Annotated in this window: 22 protein-coding genes and 1 pseudogene; 12 read left to right on the top strand and 11 right to left on the bottom strand. The window is 55.7% G+C overall.

Annotation, left to right across the window (positions count from 1 at the left end; genetic code table 11):
• Nucleotides 1-108 precede the first annotated feature (108 nt).
• From Poly51_RS23685 to Poly51_RS23655, 7 genes are all read left to right on the top strand, one after another.
• Nucleotides 109-1947: a sigma 54-interacting transcriptional regulator gene (locus Poly51_RS23685; protein ID WP_146461622.1), complete on the top strand. Its 1839-nt coding sequence runs from the start codon at nt 109-111 to the stop codon at nt 1945-1947.
• A 2-nt stretch (nt 1948-1949) separates the two neighbouring features.
• Nucleotides 1950-3191 (top strand): glycosyltransferase, encoded by a 1242-nt coding sequence (locus Poly51_RS23680; RefSeq protein ID WP_146460789.1) that lies wholly within the window; start codon nt 1950-1952, stop codon nt 3189-3191.
• 11 nt (nt 3192-3202) lie between these two features.
• On the top strand, nt 3203-4768 hold the full coding sequence (locus tag Poly51_RS23675; protein WP_146460787.1) for a sulfatase: 1566 nt from the start codon (nt 3203-3205) through the stop codon (nt 4766-4768).
• Nucleotides 4769-4801: 33 nt separating this feature from the next.
• Entirely contained in the window at nt 4802-6121 is a 1320-nt protein-coding gene (locus Poly51_RS23670) for a Gfo/Idh/MocA family protein (protein ID WP_146460785.1), read from the top strand.
• 17 nt (nt 6122-6138) lie between these two features.
• Nucleotides 6139-7185 carry a leucine-rich repeat domain-containing protein gene (locus tag Poly51_RS23665; protein ID WP_246114724.1) on the top strand — a complete coding sequence of 349 codons (1047 nt, stop codon included), beginning with the start codon at nt 6139-6141 and terminating at the stop codon, nt 7183-7185.
• A 10-nt stretch (nt 7186-7195) separates the two neighbouring features.
• Nucleotides 7196-7810: a DUF2238 domain-containing protein gene (locus tag Poly51_RS23660; protein ID WP_246114723.1), complete on the top strand. Its 615-nt coding sequence runs from the start codon at nt 7196-7198 to the stop codon at nt 7808-7810.
• A 132-nt stretch (nt 7811-7942) separates the two neighbouring features.
• Nucleotides 7943-8551, top strand: coding sequence for a thymidine kinase (locus Poly51_RS23655; protein ID WP_146460784.1), 609 nt, complete (start codon nt 7943-7945; stop codon nt 8549-8551).
• Nucleotides 8552-8554: 3 nt separating this feature from the next.
• On the opposite strand, the gene Poly51_RS23650 is transcribed toward Poly51_RS23655, so the two are convergent.
• From Poly51_RS23650 to Poly51_RS23640, 3 genes and pseudogenes are all read right to left on the bottom strand, one after another.
• Nucleotides 8555-9259, bottom strand: a complete 705-nt coding sequence (locus Poly51_RS23650; protein WP_146460782.1) for a 3-keto-disaccharide hydrolase — start codon at nt 9257-9259, stop codon at nt 8555-8557.
• 85 nt (nt 9260-9344) lie between these two features.
• Nucleotides 9345-9953 (bottom strand): hypothetical protein, encoded by a 609-nt coding sequence (locus Poly51_RS23645; RefSeq protein WP_146460781.1) that lies wholly within the window; start codon nt 9951-9953, stop codon nt 9345-9347.
• A gap of 97 nt (nt 9954-10050) precedes the next feature.
• Nucleotides 10051-10266: pseudogene (locus tag Poly51_RS23640) on the bottom strand (integrase core domain-containing protein); the annotation flags it as partial.
• A gap of 161 nt (nt 10267-10427) precedes the next feature.
• Between Poly51_RS23640 and Poly51_RS23635 the strand changes: the two are divergent.
• Nucleotides 10428-14144, top strand: a complete 3717-nt coding sequence (locus Poly51_RS23635; RefSeq protein WP_146460779.1) for a carboxypeptidase regulatory-like domain-containing protein — start codon at nt 10428-10430, stop codon at nt 14142-14144.
• A 299-nt stretch (nt 14145-14443) separates the two neighbouring features.
• Here the strand turns inward: Poly51_RS23635 and Poly51_RS23625 are convergent, their stop codons facing one another.
• Entirely contained in the window at nt 14444-15433 is a 990-nt protein-coding gene (locus Poly51_RS23625; protein WP_146460777.1) for a sugar phosphate isomerase/epimerase family protein, read from the bottom strand.
• A gap of 562 nt (nt 15434-15995) precedes the next feature.
• Here Poly51_RS23625 and Poly51_RS23620 point away from each other — a divergent pair.
• Nucleotides 15996-16412, top strand: coding sequence for a CBS domain-containing protein (locus Poly51_RS23620; RefSeq protein WP_146460776.1), 417 nt, complete (start codon nt 15996-15998; stop codon nt 16410-16412).
• A gap of 248 nt (nt 16413-16660) precedes the next feature.
• Here Poly51_RS23620 and Poly51_RS23615 read toward each other — a convergent pair whose 3' ends face one another.
• Nucleotides 16661-16846 (bottom strand): type II toxin-antitoxin system HicA family toxin, encoded by a 186-nt coding sequence (locus tag Poly51_RS23615; RefSeq protein ID WP_146460774.1) that lies wholly within the window; start codon nt 16844-16846, stop codon nt 16661-16663.
• Entirely contained in the window at nt 16843-17058 is a 216-nt protein-coding gene (locus tag Poly51_RS23610; protein ID WP_146460772.1) for a type II toxin-antitoxin system HicB family antitoxin, read from the bottom strand. The genes Poly51_RS23615 and Poly51_RS23610 overlap by 4 nt, the downstream gene beginning before the upstream one ends.
• Nucleotides 17059-17249: 191 nt before the next feature.
• Here Poly51_RS23610 and Poly51_RS23605 point away from each other — a divergent pair, with 191 nt between their 5' ends.
• The gene (locus tag Poly51_RS23605; RefSeq protein ID WP_146460770.1) at nt 17250-17492 is read left to right on the top strand and encodes a ribbon-helix-helix domain-containing protein; all 243 of its coding nucleotides are present in this window, start codon (nt 17250-17252) and stop codon (nt 17490-17492) included.
• 9 nt (nt 17493-17501) lie between these two features.
• On the top strand, nt 17502-17816 hold the full coding sequence (locus tag Poly51_RS23600; protein WP_146460769.1) for a type II toxin-antitoxin system RelE/ParE family toxin: 315 nt from the start codon (nt 17502-17504) through the stop codon (nt 17814-17816).
• 592 nt (nt 17817-18408) lie between these two features.
• On the opposite strand, the gene Poly51_RS23595 is transcribed toward Poly51_RS23600, so the two are convergent.
• The 5 genes from Poly51_RS23595 to Poly51_RS31640 form a co-directional block, all read right to left on the bottom strand.
• Nucleotides 18409-18882: a hypothetical protein gene (locus Poly51_RS23595; protein WP_146460766.1), complete on the bottom strand. Its 474-nt coding sequence runs from the start codon at nt 18880-18882 to the stop codon at nt 18409-18411.
• A gap of 182 nt (nt 18883-19064) precedes the next feature.
• Nucleotides 19065-19499 carry a DUF7832 domain-containing protein gene (locus tag Poly51_RS23590; protein WP_146460764.1) on the bottom strand — a complete coding sequence of 145 codons (435 nt, stop codon included), beginning with the start codon at nt 19497-19499 and terminating at the stop codon, nt 19065-19067.
• Nucleotides 19500-19876: 377 nt separating this feature from the next.
• Complete coding sequence (locus Poly51_RS23585) at nt 19877-20374, bottom strand: hypothetical protein (protein WP_146460762.1); 498 nt, start codon at nt 20372-20374, stop codon at nt 19877-19879.
• 111 nt (nt 20375-20485) lie between these two features.
• Nucleotides 20486-20920 (bottom strand): hypothetical protein, encoded by a 435-nt coding sequence (locus Poly51_RS23580; protein ID WP_146460760.1) that lies wholly within the window; start codon nt 20918-20920, stop codon nt 20486-20488.
• 1016 nt (nt 20921-21936) lie between these two features.
• On the bottom strand, nt 21937-22068 hold the full coding sequence (locus Poly51_RS31640; protein ID WP_261344128.1) for a hypothetical protein: 132 nt from the start codon (nt 22066-22068) through the stop codon (nt 21937-21939).
• Nucleotides 22069-22315: 247 nt separating this feature from the next.
• On the opposite strand from Poly51_RS31640, the gene Poly51_RS31095 reads away from it, so the two are divergent.
• A partial coding sequence (locus tag Poly51_RS31095) for a hypothetical protein (RefSeq protein WP_222435931.1) occupies nt 22316-22504 on the top strand: 189 nt, incomplete at its 3' end.

Here is a 22504-nt window from a genome sequence, read left to right as displayed (position 1 = left end):
AGCCTATCCGGCGAGCCGAGGTCGACACTCATTTTCGCGCATTCCTTAGCCGCCCGTCGAGGCTGCTGATTGTTCCTAGATACTCGATATCGAAAGCCTGAACGATTCATGGTGGCCTATCTGGCAGTCCGCAGCGGTCCCGAGAAGGGCAAGCAATTTCCACTTGATCGGGCTCGTCCGTTGCATATCGGTCGTGGAACTTCTTGTGAGATCATGTTGACGGACCCCGTCAGCTCGCGATTCCACGCCGTCGTGTACTTCGAAGACAGCAATTGGCATCTGCGCGACACCAGCAGTCGCAATGGGACTCGTGTCAACGGTCAAAAAACGGATCATGCCCGCTTGCTTCACGAATCCGTCGTCTCGATCGGCAGCACAGATCTGCAATTGGTCGAACCCGATTTAGATTCGCACGACGAGACCATGAACACTCTGGCGATGACCCATGACGCGCCGACTCAGCGGAATTGGCGAATGGATATGGACGATCCGGTTGCCGGCATCGCCGAGGCGGGCCATCTGATCGATTTGTACTCGCTCAGTCTTCACCTGCTTCATAGCGAACGATCCGACGAAGTGATCGAGACGACTTTGCAGTTGCTGCGCGACCGGACTCAGGCCGACGTGGTGGCCGTATCGATCGATATTGGCGACGGGCGGCTGAAACCGCTACGCGTCGATCCGCCTGAACAATCCGAAGCAGTCACGATCAGCCGCGCCTTAGTGCGCCGCGTCGTTCGCGGCGGCGAAGCGATTTGGATCAACGACGAAACGATCAAAAATTCGGACGGTTCCAGCTACGAGGATCTGAAAATCGACCCGCAATGGTCGGACGTGATCTATGTTCCGTTGGAAAGCGGCACTAGTTATCCGGGCGTGTTGCATCTCTATCGTTCGAAACCGCAATTCGAGGAGAAGCATTTCGACTTGTCTGTCGCGGCCGGGCGGTTATTGACCGTGGGGCTAGCGCGAGCCTTAGAGAATGACACGTTGAGGGCGGAACGTCGCCGAGTCGCTGATCGAAATGCGGACTCGGATGACTTCATCGGGACCAGCCCGATCATGTTGAAGTTAAAAGCGAAGATCGATCGTGTCGGCAACGCGAACGGTTCGGTGCTGATCCGCGGTGAAAGCGGCGCTGGCAAAGAACTGGTCGCCCGGGCGGTGCATCGTTCGAGCCAACGATCCCGGCGCCCAATGTTGACGGTCAATTGCGCGGCGATACCTAGCGAACTGATTGAAAGCCAATTGTTCGGCCACAAGAAAGGTTCGTTCACCGGCGCCGACAATGATCACGTCGGGTGGTTCCAGCAATCGCATACCGGAACTCTGTTCCTTGACGAGATCGGCGAGCTTCCGCTCGAAGGGCAAGCCAAGCTGCTGCGAATTTTAGAGGGCCATCCATTCTTGCCCGTGGGCGCGACCGAGGAAGTCTTGGTGGACGTCCGAGTCCTGGCGGCAACGAACCGCGACTTGGCCGAATTTGTTCGCGAACGAAAGTTTCGTGAAGACCTGTTTTATCGCCTGAGCGTTTTTGAACTGTTCGTGCCGCCGCTGCGAGAACGCGGTGACGACATTGATGTATTGATTGATCACTTCTTGGATCACTTTCGTCGTCAACATGGACGCGGATCATTGAAGTTGAACGAACTCGCACGCGACCGACTTCGACAATACGCTTGGCCGGGTAACGTGCGGCAACTGCGAAACGTGATCGATAGTGCCGTTGTGATGGCCGACGATCCAACGATTGAAGTCGAAGACCTTGGACTGCGCGACGCCGGGTTAAGCCAGCTCGATACGCTTCGTATCGACGAGTGGGAGCGGCGGTTGATTCGAAAGGCGCTTCACCGAACGGCCGGCAGCGTACCCGAAGCGGCAAAGTTGCTGGGGATCAGTCGGGCGACCGCGTATCGCAAGATCACCGAATACGAGATCGATCGCTAGCCGTGCGTGCCATCCTTTCCGCTCCCGGTTCGCGAGGCGATGTCAACCCGATGGTGGCGATCGGCGTGGCGTTGCGCCGGCGCGGCTATGAAGTCATCATCTCGCTCGCCCAGCCCTATGCGAAGGTCGCTCAGGACGCCGGACTGATCGCCGAGCCCGTGATCGAAACGGCGCGGTTCGAAGAACTGCTTTCCAACCCCGCGATGTGGAAACCCATCCGCGGCGCTCGAGCGATCTTGCGAGAAATCGTCAGTGATTTTTTGCCTCGGCATGCCGACGTGATCCAAAGGTATCACCGGCCAGGCGAAACGGTTCTGGTGTCGCATCCATTGGACCTGGCATCGCGGATTCATCGTGATGCCGATCCTTCAACGCCTCTTGCCGGCGTCCATTTAGCCCCGTCCATTCTAAGAACGTTCGATGATCCGCCGCGTCTGTCGCCGTGGCCGATCGAAGTCCGTCGCCCGCAATGGTTGGTTCGCGCCGCCTACTACGCGATCGATAAAATTGCCGTCGATCCGGTTATCGCTGGCAACGTCAATCGTGCAAGAGCCGACGTCGGTTTGCCGCCGATTCGCCGTGTGATGCACGATTGGTGGTTGTCCCCCGACCGTATCCTGGCGATGTATCCGGATTGGTTTGCGCCGGCAACCCATCAATTTGCGCCGCGTTTAGTGCACTGCGGCTTTCCGCTTCACGATGCCGCTGACAGTCCTTCGAGTCTGCCGATAAACCGTCCGATTGTGTTCACCGCCGGAACCGCCCATCACCATTGTCGCGAGTTCTTTTCGGCGGCTGCCAAGGCGTGTCATTCGCTCGGGCGGCCTGGCTTGTTGGTTTCAACGCATGCCAAAAACTTTCCCGATCGTTTGCCGCCAAACATGGAAACGACCGGATACGTATCGTTCGCGAAATTGTTTTCCGTTGCCTCCGCAGTCGTGCACCACGGCGGAATCGGAACCACGTCCCAGTGTTTTGCCGCTGGCGTTCCGCAAGTCGTTCGCCCGATGGCGTTTGACCAGTTCGACAACACCACACGCGTCGAGCGGTTAAACTGTGGGCGTTGGTTGCGAAACGATTACCGAATCACCGAAGCGTTACAAACCGTTTTAAACGATGCAAAGATCATCGCTTCGACAGAAGCGATCAAACAAAGAATCCAAGGTGATGCATCCGAGCGAGCGGCCGATGAAATTCAGCGTTTGATGGCCGCAGCAAAACTCAATATCAAATCAGACATTTGAAATCTCAAGCTATGAAAACTCTGTTCTCTGTCTTTACCGTTTTGTCACTGATCACGACATCGACCGTCGTGGGTGCAACGCCGGATCGTCCGAATATCGTCTTCATTTTGGCGGACGACCTAGGACTGCATGATTTATCGATCGAGGGTAGCACGTATTACCAAAGTCCAAACATTGATGCGATCGCTCGTGGCGGGATGCGATTCACGCAGGGTTACGCCACATGCCGCGTTTGCAGCCCGTCGCGTGCCAGCATCCAATTGGGTAACTTCACGGCTCGCCACGGCATCACCCAGTGGATCGGTGCGAAATCGGGTACCGATTGGAACCGCGGCGACCGCTTGCTTCCGGCGGATTACCTGCACGCGTTGCCCAGTGAAGACATCACCTTGGCCGAGGCGCTTAAGGAAGGGGGGTATAAAACGTTCTTCGCCGGCAAATGGCACCTTGGGGGCGAAGGTTCGCTGCCCACCGACCACGGGTTCGACATCAACAAGGGCGGACACCATTCGGGATCCCCGCCCGGCGGATATTTCTCGCCGTACAGAAACCCGAAACTTGATGACGGACCGCCCGGCGAGTCCTTGACGCTGCGACTAGCTCGCGAAACGTCGGACTTCATCAAGGCGAATCAAGACGAACCGTTCTTCGCGATGCTGTCGTTCTATACCGTACACGGACCGATCCAGACGACGAAAGACCTTTGGTCAAAATATCAATCGATTGCACCGGAGCTTCCCGAGGGTGCCGGACGATTTAAGGTGGACCGCACCTTGCCCGTTCGTCAGGTTCAAGATAACCCCATCTATGCGGGCATGATCGAACTGATGGACGACGCCGTGGGTAACGTCATGAAAACGTTGGAAGAAACGGGGTTGGCTGAGAACACCATCGTGATTTTCACCAGTGACAATGGTGGTGTTTCGTCCGGCGATGCATACTCGACAAGTAATCTGCCCCAACGCGGCGGCAAGGGCCGACAATGGGAAGGCGGGATCCGCGAACCCTTTTACATTCGCTTTCCGTCCAAGGTGAAGTCGGGATCGACGTGCAACGTCCCGGTCACGGGTGCCGATTTCTACCCGACGTTGATGGAACTGTGCGGTCTGCCGGCGCGGAACGAACAGCATGTCGACGGTGCTAGCCTTGTGCCGCTGTTGACCGATGGTTCGATCAGCGAGAGGCCACTGTATTGGCACTATCCACAGTACGACAACCAAGGCGGCGAACCGAGTTCGTTGTTGCGCGACGGGGATTGGAAATTGATTCACTATTACGAGGACGGACGTGACGAGCTATACAATTTGGCGGCTGATCCAGCCGAAGAAAGCGACTTGTCGTTGACGTATCCGATACGTGCCAAGCGAATGGCGACTCAACTGCATGACTGGTTGCTGTCGGTGGGCGCTTTGTTCCCCGAACAAGATCCGCGGTTTGACCCGGCGAAGGCTGAAAAGCATTTCGAGCGGGCTCAAACGGTTGGCAAAGCAGACTTGGAACGGCAACACGCCGCGATGCTTGATCCCGATTGGCAGCCCAACGCCGATTGGTGGGGCAGTGCAACAACGAGGGACTAAACGAATGATCTCTTCAACGAACGAAAGACAAATATGAATGCCATTCATCGGCGTCAGTTTTTACAATCCGCCGCAGTGGCCACGATTGCAGGCGGCTACTTCACCGAATCAAAAGCTCAGGGAACCAATTCTGCGAATCAGAAACTGAAGATTCTGTGCATTGGTACTGCCAATCGAGCCGCCGAGGATATCAACGGCGTCGAGGGTGAAGACATTGTCGGGCTTTGCGACGTCGACAAGAATTACCTCGATCGTGCGGCGGGAAAGTTCCCTTCTGCGAAAACCTATGCCGACTATCGCGAAATGATCGCCGCCGCGGCGGATCGTGTCGACGCCGTCGTGATTGGGACGGCCGACCACCATCACGCGCCGGCAACGATGCAGGCGATCCGCGCGGGCTTGCACGTCTATTGCGAGAAACCGCTGACCCACACCGTGGGCGAAGCCAGGATGATTGCCGAAGCCGCGAAAACAGCGGGAATCGTCACGCAAATGGGAACCCAAATCCATGCCGAAGACAATTACCGCCGCGTGGTCGAGCTGGTCAAATCCGGCGCGATCGGCGATGTCGGCGAAGTACACGTTTGGGTCGGCAAAGGGTGGGGCGGCGGTGATCGGCCGGCGAAAGCAGACCCAGTCCCCGCGCACTTGAATTGGGACCTGTGGCTGGGCCCGGCAGCGGAACGTCCGTTTGCGATCGGTCGCTATCATCCGGCCCAGTGGCGTCGATGGTGGGATTTCGGACAAGGCACGCTCGGTGACATGGGTTGCCACTACATGGATTTACCATTCTGGGCGCTAGATCTTCGACACCCAACATCGTGCGAAGCCGAAGGGCCCGCCGTTCATCCAGAAACCTGTCCGCTGGGTTTGATCGTCCGGTACAAGTATCCCAAGCGAGGTGACTTGCCGCCCGTCGACCTGACTTGGTACGACGGTGATCAATGTCCTCGCGAAGTTGCCGGTGAACGGGTGCCCGGCAGCGGAGTGATGTTTGTCGGCAGCGAAGGCAATCTGTTTGCCAGCTACACCAATTACAAACTGTTCCCGCAAGGCAAGTTTGCCGATTTCCAACCGCCGCCCCAGTCGATTCCCAAATCGATCGGCCACCACGCCGAATGGATCGCTGCCTGCAAAGACGGGACGCCGACCACATGCAATTTCGATTACTCGGGCGCGTTGTCCGAATCGGTGTTGCTGGGGAACGTTGCCTATCGAACAGGCAAGCAACTGGACTGGGATGCTGTTAACTTGAAGGCAACCAATTGTCCCGAAGCGGACGCCCTGGTCAACAAAACGTATCGAGCCGGTTGGGAAGTCGGACCGCTGGTACTTGCCGACGCTACAAATTGAAACGACGGAGAAACAACTTGTCTCGGAAAATGATTCTCGGATTCGGATTCACAGTCCTTGTGGGTTGCGGCACGACCGTTTCTCAACCGGACGCCGACACTGATTCGGCCAAGGCGAAACCGCCTGTCGTTTCGGCTGTGAAAGCGTCCGACGATCCGGCGGCGGTTGCTGTGATCGAAGCCATTACGGAAAGCATTCGCCGCGACGGAAACGGATCGATCGTCGCGATCGATTTTCGCGGCACCCAGGTCAAAGATGAAGTTCTGAAATCGGTCGGCAAACTCCTTTCGCTGGAACAGTTGGATCTTCGTGAATGCGAGATCAGTGACCAAGGACTCAGTCATCTGGTGAAGCTCGCGAAGCTAAAGGCACTGCGACTGTCCAACAAAGACGGTGCGTGTAGTGTTAGCGATGAAGGCATGCAGCACGTCGGAAAACTGACGAATTTGAAAGTGCTTGCCCTCGACCATTTGTGGGTCAGCGAAGTCGGGCTCGCGAAACTCCCGTCGCTCAAACAATTGCAAGAACTGTATCTGGCCGGCACCACGATCGGCGACGAAGCGATCACGGTGATGGCGGGTTTCCCGAAACTGAAAAAGTTACGAGTCGCAAGCACCGGTATTGGGGCGGAAGCAATCGCCGCACTTCCAAAGCTGTCCAAGTTGGAAGAGTTCGACGCCAGCGAGTGTGCGAAGCTATCCGACAATGCGATGCCGCCAATGGCCGAGATGAAATCGCTTAAGAAGTTAAACCTTTGGCGCGTCCCGATCTCGGACGAGGGTATCAAACCGCTTTCGGGACTCGTTCAGCTACAGTCGTTGAATTTGGACAACACACGATTGAGCGATGATGGCATTTCCATGCTGACCGGCTTGACGGAATTAACGTTCTTGCATCTCGGATCGACGCCGATTTCAGACGCCGGCGTGGTTCGCTTGAAGGCCCTAACGAAATTGAAGGATCTGATTGTGACGCGAACAGGCGTCACGAAAGTGGGCGCCGAAGAACTGCAAGCGTCGCTACCGGATACGAAGATTCAATTGCTTTACCTCGGCGATCAGTAAAGCACGGCTCGTGAAATTTCAACTCGGCTTGATCGTGATCGCGTTTGCGTTGATGGCGATTTCGTTCTGGGACGCACCCTATCCCGATGAATTGAAATTACAGCACGCCCCGACGCTTACCATCTTGCTCGGCTTGGCCGTTTCGTCGTTTTACTTCCGCATGTCGAACCTATCATTCGTCTGCATCATTTCGTTCTTGATCATCCACATCGTCGGAGCCCGTTGGATCTATTCTTTCGTGCCATATGATGAGTGGTCGATGGCGATTTTGGGGACTTCGATTTCGGATCACTTCGGATGGCAGCGGAACCACTACGACCGCTTCGTTCACTTGGCGTCGGGCATTTTGCTGGCGCCGCCGGCGGCGGAATCGCTACAACGACTTGGCGGGATGCGTCCGATGGCGGCCGCGATGACCTCCGTGGCGGTCGTGTTGGCGATCGGCGCTGTCTACGAAATCGTCGAATGGCAGATCGCGACGATCCTTTCCCCGGCTCAAGCGGAATCCTACAACGGTCAACAAGGCGACGTCTGGGATCCGCAGAAGGACATGACGCTTGCGTGGTTTGGGGCCGTTCTAGCCGCCGTTGCTCTGGCGCGACACCGTTTTACCGGCGCAATCTGAGTGTTCGCTACCTCAATCGCGACTCGGATCGGTTGTCAGACGAATCGGCCGCTGGCGTTTTCCGTAGTTCGATTACATTAAATGGCTCATTCCTAACGCCATTTGCCCCGCGAGACCAACGCCCCCAATGCCATGGCAAAGTTGTACTTCTACTATTCGACGATGAACGCCGGGAAATCGACGATCCTGTTGCAGTCGAGCTACAACTATCGCGAACGGGGAATGAACACGTTGGTGCTTGCGCCGGAGATCGACAATCGGATGGGCGCAGGCAAGGTTTCCTCCCGCATCGGTATCGACGCCGATGCAGAAGTCTTCAATACCGCCGACAACCTTTTCGTGATTGTCGAACATGAACACAAGCGATCACCGATCCATTGCGTCTTGATCGACGAAGCACAGTTTTTGACCAAGAAACAAGTTCACCAATTGAGCGACGTTTGCGACACCATGAACATTCCCGTACTGGCATATGGGTTGCGAACCGATTTTCAAGGCAACTTGTTCGAGGGAAGTGATGCGTTGTTGGCGTGGGCGGACTCGCTGACCGAGATCAAGACGATCTGTCACTGTGGTAGCAAGGCAACGATGGTCCTTCGCGTCGACGACACCGGTCGCGTCGTCAAGGAAGGCCAACAAGTGCAAATCGGCGGGAACGAGCGTTACGTACCGGTGTGTCGAAAGCACTTCAAAGAAGGCATGGAAAAAGGCGGCCAGCGGCAACTGCCGTTGTTGGATTGAAGGCTACGGCAATTCACGCACGCGGATGTTGCGAAAGTGAATCGGTGCGCCCTCGGACTCCAGGCACAGATAGCCTTCGTCGGGCTGACATTTGTTGCCGCCCGATACTTCTTCACCGTTGACCCACAAACGAACTTCGCCATCGATCGCGCGTACGTAGTAATGGTTCCATTTACCAAAACCTTTGCTTAGGTTCTTCGACGGGAAGCTGCGACTGCCGTTGGGTGACAGCGGCGGAAACGGTTTCATCGTGGATTTGCCGACCGCAAAGATATCGCCATTGGTCGAAAACCAATCACCCGGCTTCCCCGTCCTCCTTTCGTACTGGTCGGTGAACCCGTGATCGAGCATTTGAATCTCGATACCGCTATCGGGAAGATCATCGGGCGGCAGGTTTTCCAGCGCAGACATCGGCACCCAGGCGAAAACCCCCGAGTTGCCGCCGTCGGTTTGATGCTGCCACTCGATCGAAAGCTCGAAATTCTTGTACGATCTTTTTGTTCGCGTGACGCCGATCGGTTGGCCACTTCCGATTGCGATTCCGCCTTTCCAAGTCAACGTGTTTTCATCACCGTTGACCCGCGTGAAATCGTTCTCGCCCAACGTTACCCAACCCGTTCCGTCACCGACCTGGATGGGCCACGACTGGGCCGTCGCCAAGCCAGCAGAGACAAGCAAAGCAAAGAGCATTCCGAGCGATCGGTTCATCAGAGTACGCTTTCGTATTGAGTGAAGGGTCGGCTGAGCAAGTCAAGCGAATGGGGACAAACGAATCAGGTGTGCCCGATATAGCTTAACGATTTGAACGCGTCTGCGTGGCGTCTGGTGCGTGGCGAGCACGCACCCTACTTAAACTACCGCTGGCGTCTTCAATGAATGCACGAATATTTAACTTGGTGTAACCGGGAAGCACGCGAATGGTGTGGCGGTACGTCTTCCATCCTCCTAGCGATCCGTATCCGTGGATCGGTTGGACCCGCGGAAATTCACGAGTTCGACCGTTTGGCATCAACAGAGTGCATGTGATCCCAGCACCCGCTGTTTCCGATTCGCCCGGCTGGAAGTCCACGCTTCGCATTCGAGACACGATGGTTGCAAATTGAATCGGTTTGGGCAGATCAATCGTCGTCGATATGGTCGTTTTTTTGCCATCGTCTGGACAGGTTGGCAAAACAACGCCTTTGTGAATTCTTAGTGCGACTGCGTTCCCTGACGCAAATGTTGCCTCCTCTTTCCACCCGATCGGATAACGTTGGTGATTGAGCTGTTTTAGCTCGCTGTTGGGATTGATGCTGTCACTGAGATCCGCATTCCAATGCGGTGGTGTTTCCAGTTTGCCCTGAGCGCTACAAACGACCGCAACGGTCATCCAGCAGGCCGCCGAAAGAATGACTCGTGACATGCGAAAATTCCTGGAATTAATGGATTCGTTGCTGTGAGCATTTGTTCGCACAGCTTTGGAGCTCAATTTGGGATGCCCCCAATTCCTGTACCAGGCGTTATGAAAGATTGGGTTGGGGAATTGGGATCGGTGATTCGCAGTGCTGCTGGAGTGAGGCCGTAGGCCGAACGGAAGCAGCACTGCGAATCGCGAACTCCGATGGGGTCAGGTAACCAAGCGAACTGTGCGGGCGGCGTGTGTTGAAGTCCTCCCGCCAAGCTCGTGCCTTCGTCCGTGCGTCGTCTTCATTGATCAAGTCCGTTTGATGCAGGTACGAACGTGGGAGTCAACCTATGGCGCGGTCTTGAAGGCTAATGAGGCGTCGATACGACCTTACGCACCCAAAGCTACCACGAACCATCAATTGGCCGCGTAAACTCGCGCCCTGGCGAGACGACACCCAAGCAGCGATAGCCTCATTGCAAACTCCCAATCGTGAACTTGGTTTCCTCGATCACGGGTCACGGCCAGCCAAACCATACACCCGGCGTTTCCGCGGCACCGGCGGACGAGTTCTCGTTGACAACACAATCGCAGGCAGTGACAACACCACAAACAACCGATGCCACCGCACAACCATTCACGGGTTTCGCTTGGTCAACGAGCACGATTTTGATCACAACCTGGATCACTGGACTCGTGCTGTTATCGATGCGTTGGCTCGTCGGCGTGTTCCAAGTTCGAAACCTGGTTCGCAAGTCGCAACCAGCGAGCGATTGGATCAACGAACAGGCAGACCACTTGTGTCGTGAGCTGAAGGTTCGTCGGTGCCCTGCCCTTCAGACGCCGATCGATGGCTCGCCGTGTTTGTGCATGACTTTCGGAGGCCCCGTGATCTTGATCCCCCAATCCATCGCATCAACAGCCGATCGCTCAGAGATCACGGCGATCCTGATGCATGAGTTATCACACTTGCGATCGGGCGATTTGGGTTGGAACCGACTTCTACGAATCGTTACTGGATTGCTGTGGCCGCATCCGCTTGCTTGGCGGATTGGATCGGCCCACCTGCAAGCTTGCGAGGACGCGGCCGATGCTGAGTCCACGTGTCGACTTGGTGAAACCGAAATCTACTCGCGGACACTCGCGAAGGTGGCCCTCAGCGTCACCGCCGGAAAGCGTCCCGTAGGGCTAGCCATGGCCCGAGTCAGCGATGTGCGTCGCCGACTCGATCGCGTGAAGCAGACGTTCCAATTACTGCCGCTGACCCGCCGACAAATCACGGCAACGATTGTCTCGGCCTCATTCGTTTTCTTGATGCTAGGAACTTTTCGGTTCGTGTACGCTCAACCGCCCGTTGATGCCAAACCGAATGACGATGCTGTTGAGATTGCGGTTGATGACGATGCCGAACGTTCTTTGACCGTTCGCATTGGCGATGAGCAAGGCAAGCCGATCAGCGGCGTTGAGTTCAATGCCTGGTACAACTCTAAAAAGATCAGCCCGGAACCGACCGACGACGGCGTCTACAAAATCACATTTCCTAGCGACGCTCGCTTCTTGAGTTTGAAAGCGAAGGCACCGCAACGCAATCCTCATGTTGCGACGTGGCGTGAAGACGAGTTAAAGACGGAACTCGGCGAGACATTTGAATTCCGTATGCCTGTGGGCACAACGATTAGCGGGCACGTGCTGGATGAAGCGGGCAGCCCGATCAAAGATGCCACCGTCTCCGTGCTTGATGCATCGGGCGTGAAAGATAGCTCTCGACCACAAGCTCGAGTGTATAAGCACGACGTGCAAACCGACTCGGAAGGACGCTGGGTTTGCGACGTGATGCCAAAGGAGTTTTCGCAAGTCTGGCTGAAACTCACTCATCCCGACTATATCAGCGATTCAACGTTTGGCGAAACCGCGGGCCAAGTGTCCGTCGATGAAGTTCGCTCGGGAACGCATCGCATGGTGATGAAACAAGGCATCACCGTGAAAGGCAAAATCGTCGACACGAGCGGTAATCCGATCAAAGGAGCAACGATTTTCCAAGGCAGTGATCGATTCGGTTCGGACTACCCTCGAACAACATCTGACGCGGCGGGCGAGTTTGAATTTAAGCAAAGAAAGCTGGGACAGTTGATCTTGACGATCGTGGCCGACAAGTTTGCACCGGAACTGAAAGAGATTGACGTAACGGCGGACACCGGTGTGATCGCGATTGAGCTGCTACCCGGCAATCCATTCCGACTGCGCACCGTGGACGCTGCGGGCAATCCGCTGCCCGGTGTGTGGATCGTTCCTGATACGTGGCGTGGTCACCGTTCGTTGGTCGATGCGAGTATCCCTCAAAAGTCGAACAAGCAGGGAATCTACCAGTGGGACAACGGGCCGGTGGACGAGATCGCGTTCGACATGCTGGCGGAAGGCTTCTTGGACAAACGCCAATACAAGTTGTCGGCCAGCGACGAGGAACAAGTCGTAACATTCATTCGCCCGTTGATGGTCAGCGGGAAGGTTGTCGATGCGACAACCAAGCAGCCCATCGAAGAATTTGAAGTCATTCAAGGGATGCAGTTCGAGGGAAGCGACTGGATTAACTGGGAGCGACAGAGTAGCAAACTCGGCAGCGCGGGCACGTTTCAAAGCACCTTCGGTTTCCCGCGACCTGGCCACCTGCTGCGGATCGAAGCCAAAGGGTACGCTCCGATGGACTCGCGGGTGTTGCGGTCTGACGAGGGCGAAGTTTCGCTTTCGTTTGAACTCGAACCCTCTGCGCCGCTCAAGGGTGTCGTGACGCTGGACGGCGGCCTGCCTGCCGCGGGAGCGCAGGTCGTCGTTGCCCTGACGGGTCAATATGATGTACGCATCGTCAACGGCCGCTTATCCGATGCCAGAGACGAATTGATGGTCACGACGGATGAACAAGGACGATTTGAATTGCCGTCCCAGTCGGACGCGTTCCGGTTGATGTTCTTGCACCCCTTCGGCGGAAAGTTGATCGCGGGCGAAGCATTCACGACTGGCCAAACGGTGAAAATTGAACCATGGGCGACGATCAGTGGCACGGTCCGTATCGGTAGCGAACCGGCATCCGAAACCGACGTGGCGCTGCACCACACCGACTCTGTTCCCTACGATCAAACGCGATTTAGGATCGAGGGACGCGCCACCACGGATAACGAAGGACGGTTTGTGTTGAAACGAGTTTTGCCAGGCGAATCGTTCTCGATGCAACGAGTCATCCCGAGGAAAACCCAAGGCGAACTTTTCTCGCATACCGTGCGGTTGACGACCGAACCGGGCGGCGATCACGAGGTCCGAATCGGCGGCGATGGTCGTCCCGTGATCGGACGAGTCTTTGTTCCTGACACCGATGCCAAGTACGACTGGGGGACGAATTTGATCATGCCGGATTCGTCCAAGTTCAAGTATCCCGACGCGGTAGATAAGTTGACGAACGAGGAAAAACAGAAGTGGTACGCCCAGTGGAGCGAAACAGACGAAGGTATCGCGTACACGAATAAGCAAAACAGACTGTATGCGGTTGTGATCCGTGACGATGGAACATTCCGCGTCGACGACGTGCCCGCCGATGACTACACGCTTTCACTGTCGATCCATGCCGCCACGGCGACCAACCAATGCGGGTTCGGCGAATCACTGGGCAGTGTCGTTCATCACTTTCCAGTCCCCGAAATGCCCAGCGGTCGTAGTGACGAACCCTTGGATGTCGGCGAGTTGACGTTGAAATTGCGTCAGTTCGTCAACGTCGGCGATCCTGCCCCGGCCTTCACAGCGAAAACGTTCGACAATGAATCGATCGAACTATCGGACTACGCCGGCAAATATGTGCTGCTGGATTTTTGGGCGACTTGGTGCGGTCCCTGCTTGGCCGAGATGCCAAACTTGCAGAAGGTTTACGAGAAACATCAAGACGATGAACGACTGGTGATCATCAGTTTGAGCATGGACGCAGAAGCCGAGACCGCGAATGAATACGTCACCGAAAACCCGATGCCTTGGACTCCAGTTCATGTGGGAGATAGCAGCGACGCGTCATCGGACTACGGCATCCAGAGTATCCCAGCGACGTTCCTGATTGATCCTGATGGAAAAGTCATTGCCAAGGACATCCGGGGCGACGCCTTGATCAACATGATCAACGAAACGCTCGGGCCGGCGACAACCAGCGAGGGCAACCGAGCGAGAGGAGAATGACGACGACGGATCGGTCGACGAGGATGGCGAAACGGAGTTCAGTTTCGACGGCGCACTCGCGGCCGTCTATCCCGAGAGTGGTGTTCACTTCTGGTGGTCACCCCGAATTCGCCTAAGCGGCTTCGGACGTTACATGATCACCACCGAAGGCCGCAGCGCCGACACCTGGTACTTCGGCGCCACACTCGCAATCCTGTCGCGATAGACCCCAACCCGTTCCGAACTGATCACTGCGGTCTTCCAAACTTTGCGGTGTAGATTTTGCAGCGCAAGAGATTCGAAGACCGCAGAGGTCTGCATTATTCGTTCTTGCGAGAGCCTGCGACAGCAAATGCGCTACGTAGCAGAGCAAGGCTCTTGGGGATCGCCGTGGCGTGGTCTTCCTTGCCCTCAAATTCCAAGCTGATGTAACCCTGATAGTTGACGCTCCGCAGGATTTCCGCGACGCGAGCATAATCGATGTCCAGCGAATACCACGTTCCGCCACCGAAGTACGTTTTCGCTTGGACGAGAACTGCTTTGGGGGCGAGTTTGGCGTACTGGGTGTATTGGTCTTCCAGAAAATTTCCCGTGTCCAGTGTCGCTTGCAGCCAAGGTGAATTCACGTCGTTGATGACTTTCAAGACACCGTCGGCGGTGCGTCCTAGGCCCCAGTGATTCTCCAATCCCATCACGACGCCACACTTTTCAGCCACCGGCAAACACTTTTCAAAACCATCACGGATCCAGTCGAATGCCTCGTCATCGGTGTGCCCCTCCAACCGTGGCTCGATGCCCTTGTTCGCCATCAGTTCATCGAAACTGCCCGACGTCCCCCAACGCCCGGTATTGACGCGGATCGTGGGAATCCCCATCGCGTAAGCCAGTTCGATGCAATCAATCGTATGATCGACATTGCTTCGACGCTCGGCCGGATCTGGGAAGACAAACGACTGGTGGGTCGACATGCCGCATAGCGACATCCCGTGGCGAAACGAACGCTGTTTGATGCGTTGCAGCGTCGCGTTCGATGTGTCTTCCATTTGGACGTGCAAGACTTCGACCGCGTCGAAGCCAGCGTCGGCGGCAAGGTCGACGCACTGCTCGATCGTCAACTTGCTGTCGTCGCGGTATCGCCAATAAGAATACGTCGATACGGCGATCGGATTCGCTGTCGATGTCGTCCCTGTCGCAGTCGCGGCGACCTTGGTCTCCGGAAAGGTTTCGCCAGCGGCGACGCGGACCAATCCCAGCGCCGCCAAAGTTCCCGCCGAACCGGTCAGCATGCGTCGACGATTCATTGCAGACATGGTGATTTCCCAATTGGATCACGAGAACGATAAATAAAAATAATGGCGAGTGTGAGATCGGTGCGTCTCCAACCGACTGTCGACGCAGTATAACGCCGTCGAATTGGCAACGTATTGTTTCGTCGACGCCTTTTGTCGCCAGATTGGAACGCACGAGCGAAGCGAACCACATCGCCAGTCACCTGACTGGATAACCGGCCAGCGCCCTATGCCATCTATCGAGCAGCGTTCGTGTAGCCGAGTCTCAGAGAGACCTGGGTCGGAAAAGGCGTTCGACATCTTTCCCCCCCTGGCATTGCGACCGTGACGGTGACTTGACACCTTTCCGCAAGCGCGCGAGCTAGCACCGCAAGCGTGCGGGCCCGCACATGACGTATGGGCAACGAACGTGTTTTCCCTGAACGTCGATCTGAATGCCGTACGGCACGTGATTTGCGACGGCCAGTAACTTAACACAGTTGCCGACGGCTTGAGCAATTGTGTCAGATGCCAAGACGAATCTGGCACGGTTCTTGGTTCTCGTTGTTCTCAGTCCATCCATCATACAAAGGTGATTTATCTCATGCGTAAGAACGAACCCATTTCAAAGATCATGTCATCCAATGTGAAATACGTTCAAGACGGAGAAGCCGTTTCGAAGCTGCGGACGATCTTTGAGGAAGACGATATCCACCATATCCCTGTTACGAGCGGCCAGAAGCTCATTGGAATCGTCAGTTGGAATGACTATATGAGGATTTCGTTTGGTGAATTTGGCAACCAAGACGGCAGGGAGTTGGACGAAATTCTTGACCACACTTACAAGATGCGTGATGTGATGAATGCCAATGTCACCACGATCCCGATATCGGGAACTGTTCGTGAGGCGGCAAGAATGCTCGGCTCAAAAAACTTTCACGCACTACCTGTCGTCGATGGCGAGAATCTCGTGGGGATCGTGACGTCCACGGATTTGATTCGTTTCCTTGCCGACGCTTAGATTTTCGCATTGTTTGTACCGCACGAACCAAAGGTGTCGTCGGGAACCTGACGCCTGCACGATCGAAACGAGCTACAGCCTCTTCACACCCCAGGCTTTACGCAACTCGCGACCGGAAGGTTTTTACGTCACCGCCCTGAACGAAGCGAGCGATGCCTATCGGTACGAAAGATTGCACCAAGGCCAGCCCGCGTGACGAACCAACGAAGGTGTGCCGAAGGCCTAGCGTAAAAACCATGTTGTGCGGCCTACGGATCTGGGATTCCGAGATCGCGACAGATTTTCCGGGCAAGATGATCGGAGATTTCACGATGACGAGGCAACGCCGACCGCGCGCCAGTCACGGGTTGGCCCCACCACGAATGACTGCCGCCCTCGCGGATCAGAACGCAACCGTTGTCCATACGATGTCGAATGAGGTCGCGACGTTTCACGGCTGGATCGCCACCTCTTCATAGGCCGCGCCAGCGGCCTTGCGAGCGTCGTCGCGATTCATCTCGATCGCTTCAGCGAGTGCTTCGCGAAGGTTCGATATCAACTCGTCACGGGTCGCGCCCTGTGAGTTCACGCCAGGAACCTCTTCGATCCAGCCGATCCACCATTCGCCGTCTTGGCGAATCACAGCGTTGTAGTTTGGTGTGAGCATCAGGTTTCCTTGGAGTAGGCCGCACAACGGAAGGTTTTTACGACACCGACGCAGCCGAAGCGAAGGTGAATTGAATTGGATTTGATTGTATAATGGAAGCGAGGCCAGCACCACATCGAAGGTGTGCCCGAAGGGCCTCTGCGTAAACACCATGTTGTCGGTCGCGAACCATACGAGTGAGGTTAATCCCTATGTCCAATATACCAGTCGATTTGCCAGACGATTTGATGCAATTTGTGGATCAAGCCACGGAAAAAGGCGGATTTGCGAATCCGAGCGAGTTTATTGTCGCGTTAGTCGCGGCAGCGAACGAAAAGCAACTCGAAATTGAGCATGCGTTGATGGCTGGCATATCGAGTGGGCCAGCCGAACCATGGACAGACGAAGAATGGCAGGCGATTAAAGAACGTGTGGTTTCAAAGAGCGTCAAGTAAGTGGCGAGCATGAAACCAATTACGCGACGGCCCAAAGCCGTCGAGGACGTTGAGTCACACGCAATGTACATCGCGGATGGCAGCATTGATGCTGCGTTGCGGTTTCTCGAAAGAGCCGAGCAGACGATCAAGGGGCTGGCGATGCTCCCCGAAAGTGGTGGGCCGTTCGCCACCAGCGTTCCCGAACTAGCGGGCCTGAGAACGAGGCTGGTGAAGGATTTTTCCAACCATGTCGTGTTCTACATCGAAAGAGAAGATTCGATCGAGGTCGTAAGAGTGTTGCGTGGAGGTCAGCACATGGACGTCGAAATCACAAAAAGCTAGCGACCGACAACGGAAGGTTTTTACGTCGCCGTTCTTCACCGAAGCGAACGACATTGAATTAGACAAAAGTTTAGCAATGCAGACGCGGTTTGCCAAACAGCGAAGGCGATCGCGGGTTTGCAGCGGAGAGCCCGTGACCGAAGCGGTTGAGCTTTGATCAACGGAAGATTCAGCAATGACGTAAGCCCTGACTTAGCGTGAACACCATGTTATGCGACCGACCGCCACGACCAACAAAAAAGCTGAGCGGCCCTTGCGTGGAATCGCCAGTGAACGTTGCCGATGAAAACGGTTTAGCACCAGGGCTCGGGGACGAACAATATCGCCAATTCAGGAAAACCCAGCGACACCTTTCAGCGCGATCGAAGCGAACGTCCCGGCCTCCATCGCAAGGGCCGCGGATCAACGCGTTTGGTTGCACCCGAGAGTAAAGCAAAAGCGAAGCGGTTGATCGGTCGGTTGCATAACGGAAGGTTTTTACGACACCGCCCTAAACGAAGCGAGCGATGCCTGAACTACGAGAGATTGTACCAATGCGAGCCCGCGTGACCAACCAAGGAAGGTGTGCCGAAGGCCTTGCGTAAAAACCCTGTTATCCGCCGCTACGCGCTGCCATCCACGCATCCACCAGAGGGCGAAATGCGTCGGTCGGCTCGACGGTTGCAGCGGGAATGTAGATGGACACGCCAGATTCGGGGATCAGACACACACCGTCGGGTGCTGGGATGATGTCGGAAAAAGCATCAATCTGGATCGTCCCATGCGCGACCGAAGATGTTGTGGTCAGTTCTGTCTCCGAGAGTTGCATGTCAACGGTTTTGTTCTCACGGGTTGCCTTGACGCGGGCGTTGATCCAGCGCGATTTGTGAGTCAACGCCTCGATGAGTTCGTAGATGCCAGCGCAGACGAACAGGACGCCAACAAACCACTGGGCGCGGAAAGCAAAAGCCATGATGACGCCAAAAGCGAGCAAGGCCAGCGAAAGGTAAACCGCGTACGGGCGGAGCTTGGCGCGATGTCGGAGCCAAGCGTCGTAGTTGGATTCGTAGTACGCGCGGTCAAACACCAAGTGAGCGGTGGCATTCATGGAAAACCTGCGGCGGATAACGGAAGGTTTTTACGACACCGCCCCAAACGAAGCGGTGGAGTTTGAATCACGAGAAATTGTACCAATGCCAACGCACGTTGCCTACCAACGAAGGTGTGCCGAAGGCCTAGCGTAAAAACCATGTTACACGCCCCGGCGAACTACCGAGACGCGTTCCATTCGTCAAAGCGTTCCGTGATTTTGGCGCAGATCGTCTCGTAATTCTCCGGCGTATCTTCGGCGTGGTACATTGTTGGTAGTCCGTCGCACAGCAAAGACTCGTAGTCGGCGAGGTATTGGCCATTCGTGAAATCGAAGTAGTGTGCAGCAAATGCATTGCCGGTGTCGTTCATCATGTCGTCAACGAGTGCGCCGTCAGTGATGATGAACAGCTCACGGGCGGAAATTTCGCGCGCCCGAAAACGGGCGATCTCATCCCCGATGTCGTCGAGGAAGTCGGAGTCAACCAAGTCGTTGTCGACGATCCAGCCGAAAAAGTAGCCAGCGTGAGTGTAGGCGTAGTCCGCGTCGAGGTCGGCGGGGTAGTCGCCACCGAAGTGCCATTTTGCCTTGTCGTAAACGGTGACGTCGCTCATGAGAAATCTAGGGGCGTGTAACGGGAGGTTTTTACGTCACCGCCCTGAACGAAGCGAGTGACTCTGAGTTACGAAAGATTGTACCAATGCGAGGGCCCGTTGCCAAAGAGCCAAGGTGATCGCGGGTTTGCACCAGTGGGAACGTCGCCACGTCGATTGCCCCAGTTCAGATTGTACGTCGCAATACGCAGTGGCTCAGCCATTGCGTTGGACGCAATGCAAGCGAAGAGCGTTAGCAGTAGAGCGAGCGTTTTCATCTCAGTCCGATAACGGCGGCGATCAGCGGGCCGGGACAGTTGACGTTCCATTTGTGAAACCTTGCAAGCCCGGCTCCGGTGCATCGCATGGTTCCGTCTTCACTTTGGGTTAGCGAACGTTCAAGGCGTTGGCAGGTCGATGCCCATCGCCGACAGGATGATCCCGACCAACATCAAGAATATGATAGCAGCCGCCAGTAGCAAAAAGTACTGAAATACGATTGCAGCCAGACCGACGGCAACCGACGAACCAGTAATTCGCAAGTCTTCATGTCGGCAAAATCCTCCAACCCCAAGGCAGATTCCACACAATCCTAAAGCGATAGTGCCTGCCGGATACCATTTCGCAACGTTGAATCCTGTATTCGCCTCAACAGGCGAGACATATTCTTGACGCTTCGCCTTAGCAACGAGCCGGTCCTTGATCTTTGTGGCGAACTCAACCGCGACCTCGTCGATTGGCTTCCGTTCAGGTTCAATCGCGTCGATGATCCAGGGCGACATAATCGCGGCGACCAATCCCAGCAGGGCAAACGCAAGTCCAGCCCCGCCAACGAGCGATCGTCTTGACGGAGAACTCGTGCCCTGCGACTCGGCTTGGTCTTCGATTTCAGTCATCGTTTATTGACGGAACGGTACCGATCACCGAGGACCGGGAGCTGAGCATCCATTCGTGAAAACTGACCACCGGTCCTTCGGTGCATCGGATGGTTCGCCGTCGGTTTGAGGTCACACGACATTGCGCACGATACGCCGAGCGAGAAAAAACATGGCGATAGGCAAAGACAGCAAGCTACCGTAAACGATAGTCATAATCCAATAATCGGTGCCATTCGAGGTGTCGCCTTCGGCAAAAGCAAAGACAATACTAAATACCGCGAAGGCCAAACCAAAGGCGAGCGGTTGGGCTCGTGTTCGCCAAAGGCGATTGAGCGTAACGATCGAAATCGACGAAGAAAGAAAAAGGGTGAACGCCCAAAGCAGCATCGAGAAACGGTGTCCTATTAGGCCATTGAGAATCGAGACAAGTACAACCCAGAGCAGCAGAGTAAGCCCGACTGCTAGTGTGGTAGGCACGAGGTAAGCGAGGAACCGCAGACGCGAATCAGGAACCGCCTCCGGTGTCGGTGATGAGGGCGGTTGATATGGGTTGACGGTTTCCATTCGGATCGCTGTCATGTTTCAGTCGGCGAACGGCCGCCGTCACTGCGGCACGGCCATTGTGGTGTCCATTTGTAAAATTCTCATGCCGTGCTCCGGTGCACGGCATGGTTACATGATGGGTGCTGACGGTGTGGTTGCCGATTGGCCAGTCCGATCGACGTGCCCGCCCATTGTAGCCGACCGAAGCAAGACCGAGCAAGCTTGACCGAGCACGCCAAGTTGAACGTTGACTGTGGATGATTGCTCGAAGATTGGATAGTAGATCAAGGAAACGCCACGGGCACTCGCTGCGGAATTGCAACCGCGCACCAATCTCGAGCATGAACTGCCCCGCGTACCGACGACCGCGCATCTCGGACTGAATCACGAGCCTGCCGACCGCGCAACAATCGACCGCGCAGGCGATGCAAAGTCAGATCAACCACAACGAATCCGCGTTGTCTTTGATTCGATTCGTGTAACGTCCGAAATCACGGGGATCGCCCCCAAGACGATCCATTTGCGAGACCGTCATGGCGATCTCCCGTGCATTTCATGGTTCGCCACATTTGCAGCGGGTTGTCGCCAACCACGTTGATCGGCGTTGCACCAATCGTACCATGCCCATCGACCGTCGGCAAATCGGCCGCTCGGGTCATCGCACCCACCGGAATCGATCGACAGAGCAACCGTTGCGGCAAAAGGTTCAGCCAGGAATCTCGGTGATGGCCGAACGTGGAAGTCCATGTGCGACCAGATTGTCGGCAGCGAGCGAGTATCAATCGATCCAGATCAAGGGCCGCAAACAGTTCGCCCGCGCATCGTCCGTGCGATCACCCCGCATGTTGTCGTGAGCGCCGAATCGTCCGCGCAACAAATCGCGCAAATCTCTTTTGCTTGCAAACGTAGCTGGCTTCCACCGCAGAGTCTTCTTCAGTTGGCGAACGTTGACGATCAGCCGGCGGCGACGGAAGATCAACCACTTCAAGACGCCCGACTTCGCCGCTCGGTTGCATCGTTTGGTTCCCCGCCGTCTTTCATCGGATTTCGTGATCTAGGAGGAAGTCCGTCAGCGGAACGGAAATCAAACCACCACCAGAGTAGCATGATCCCTCGACGCCGGGCAACTCAGTGCAATCGTAGTCGATGTCGAGCATGCGATCAGACATGCAAGTCGATAGTTTCAAGGTACCAGTCGCAGAGTTTGTCGTACCCGGCGTGTGTTTAATCTCACCAATGGAAGCACAAACGAACCTTATGAACGAGCCCATTAGCGGACAACTCGCCACCGGAGCATCGTCAACGAGTAGTCGAAGATGTGAAGGTGAAAGCAAGATGGACTGTCCTGCTTTAGGCGGAATCAGCCATTGGAATGTCATCCGAGAAGATTCGAGATGAGCTAGCAGTGCTGCCGTGTTGTCGATCAGCATCGGGTCATTGCGAGACATCGCGATTCCGTGCGAACACGTCAGTCGGGGAACGGTACGCATCAGCGGGCCGGGACAGTTGATGTTCCATTCGTTAAGACTCGCAAGCCCGGCTCCGTTGCATGCGATGGTTCGATGCCTCTATGCGTCGCGTTCGATTTCCAACAAGAAATCATAC

Source organism: Rubripirellula tenax, assembly GCF_007860125.1.
GTDB lineage: Bacteria > Planctomycetota > Planctomycetia > Pirellulales > Pirellulaceae > Rubripirellula > Rubripirellula tenax.
This window is presented reverse-complemented; position numbering and strand designations above follow the sequence as displayed.

What these genes read in the sequence shown, in the direction of transcription:
- Poly51_RS23685 (WP_146461622.1), top strand. Translation starts at nt 109, where the DNA reads ATGGTGGCCTATCTGGCAGTCCGCAGCGGTCCCGAGAAGGGCAAGCAA.
- Poly51_RS23675 (WP_146460787.1), top strand. Translation starts at nt 3,203, where the DNA reads ATGAAAACTCTGTTCTCTGTCTTTACCGTTTTGTCACTGATCACGACA.
- Poly51_RS23670 (WP_146460785.1), top strand. Translation starts at nt 4,802, where the DNA reads ATGAATGCCATTCATCGGCGTCAGTTTTTACAATCCGCCGCAGTGGCC.
- Poly51_RS23655 (WP_146460784.1), top strand. Translation starts at nt 7,943, where the DNA reads ATGGCAAAGTTGTACTTCTACTATTCGACGATGAACGCCGGGAAATCG.
- Poly51_RS23650 (WP_146460782.1), bottom strand. Translation starts at nt 9,259, where the DNA reads ATGAACCGATCGCTCGGAATGCTCTTTGCTTTGCTTGTCTCTGCTGGC.
- Poly51_RS23645 (WP_146460781.1), bottom strand. Translation starts at nt 9,953, where the DNA reads ATGTCACGAGTCATTCTTTCGGCGGCCTGCTGGATGACCGTTGCGGTC.
- Poly51_RS23625 (WP_146460777.1), bottom strand. Translation starts at nt 15,433, where the DNA reads ATGTCTGCAATGAATCGTCGACGCATGCTGACCGGTTCGGCGGGAACT.
- Poly51_RS23620 (WP_146460776.1), top strand. Translation starts at nt 15,996, where the DNA reads ATGCGTAAGAACGAACCCATTTCAAAGATCATGTCATCCAATGTGAAA.
- Poly51_RS23610 (WP_146460772.1), bottom strand. Translation starts at nt 17,058, where the DNA reads ATGCTCACACCAAACTACAACGCTGTGATTCGCCAAGACGGCGAATGG.
- Poly51_RS23605 (WP_146460770.1), top strand. Translation starts at nt 17,250, where the DNA reads ATGTCCAATATACCAGTCGATTTGCCAGACGATTTGATGCAATTTGTG.
- Poly51_RS23600 (WP_146460769.1), top strand. Translation starts at nt 17,502, where the DNA reads ATGAAACCAATTACGCGACGGCCCAAAGCCGTCGAGGACGTTGAGTCA.
- Poly51_RS23590 (WP_146460764.1), bottom strand. Translation starts at nt 19,499, where the DNA reads ATGAGCGACGTCACCGTTTACGACAAGGCAAAATGGCACTTCGGTGGC.
- Poly51_RS23585 (WP_146460762.1), bottom strand. Translation starts at nt 20,374, where the DNA reads ATGACTGAAATCGAAGACCAAGCCGAGTCGCAGGGCACGAGTTCTCCG.
- Poly51_RS23580 (WP_146460760.1), bottom strand. Translation starts at nt 20,920, where the DNA reads ATGGAAACCGTCAACCCATATCAACCGCCCTCATCACCGACACCGGAG.
- Poly51_RS31640 (WP_261344128.1), bottom strand. Translation starts at nt 22,068, where the DNA reads ATGTCTGATCGCATGCTCGACATCGACTACGATTGCACTGAGTTGCCC.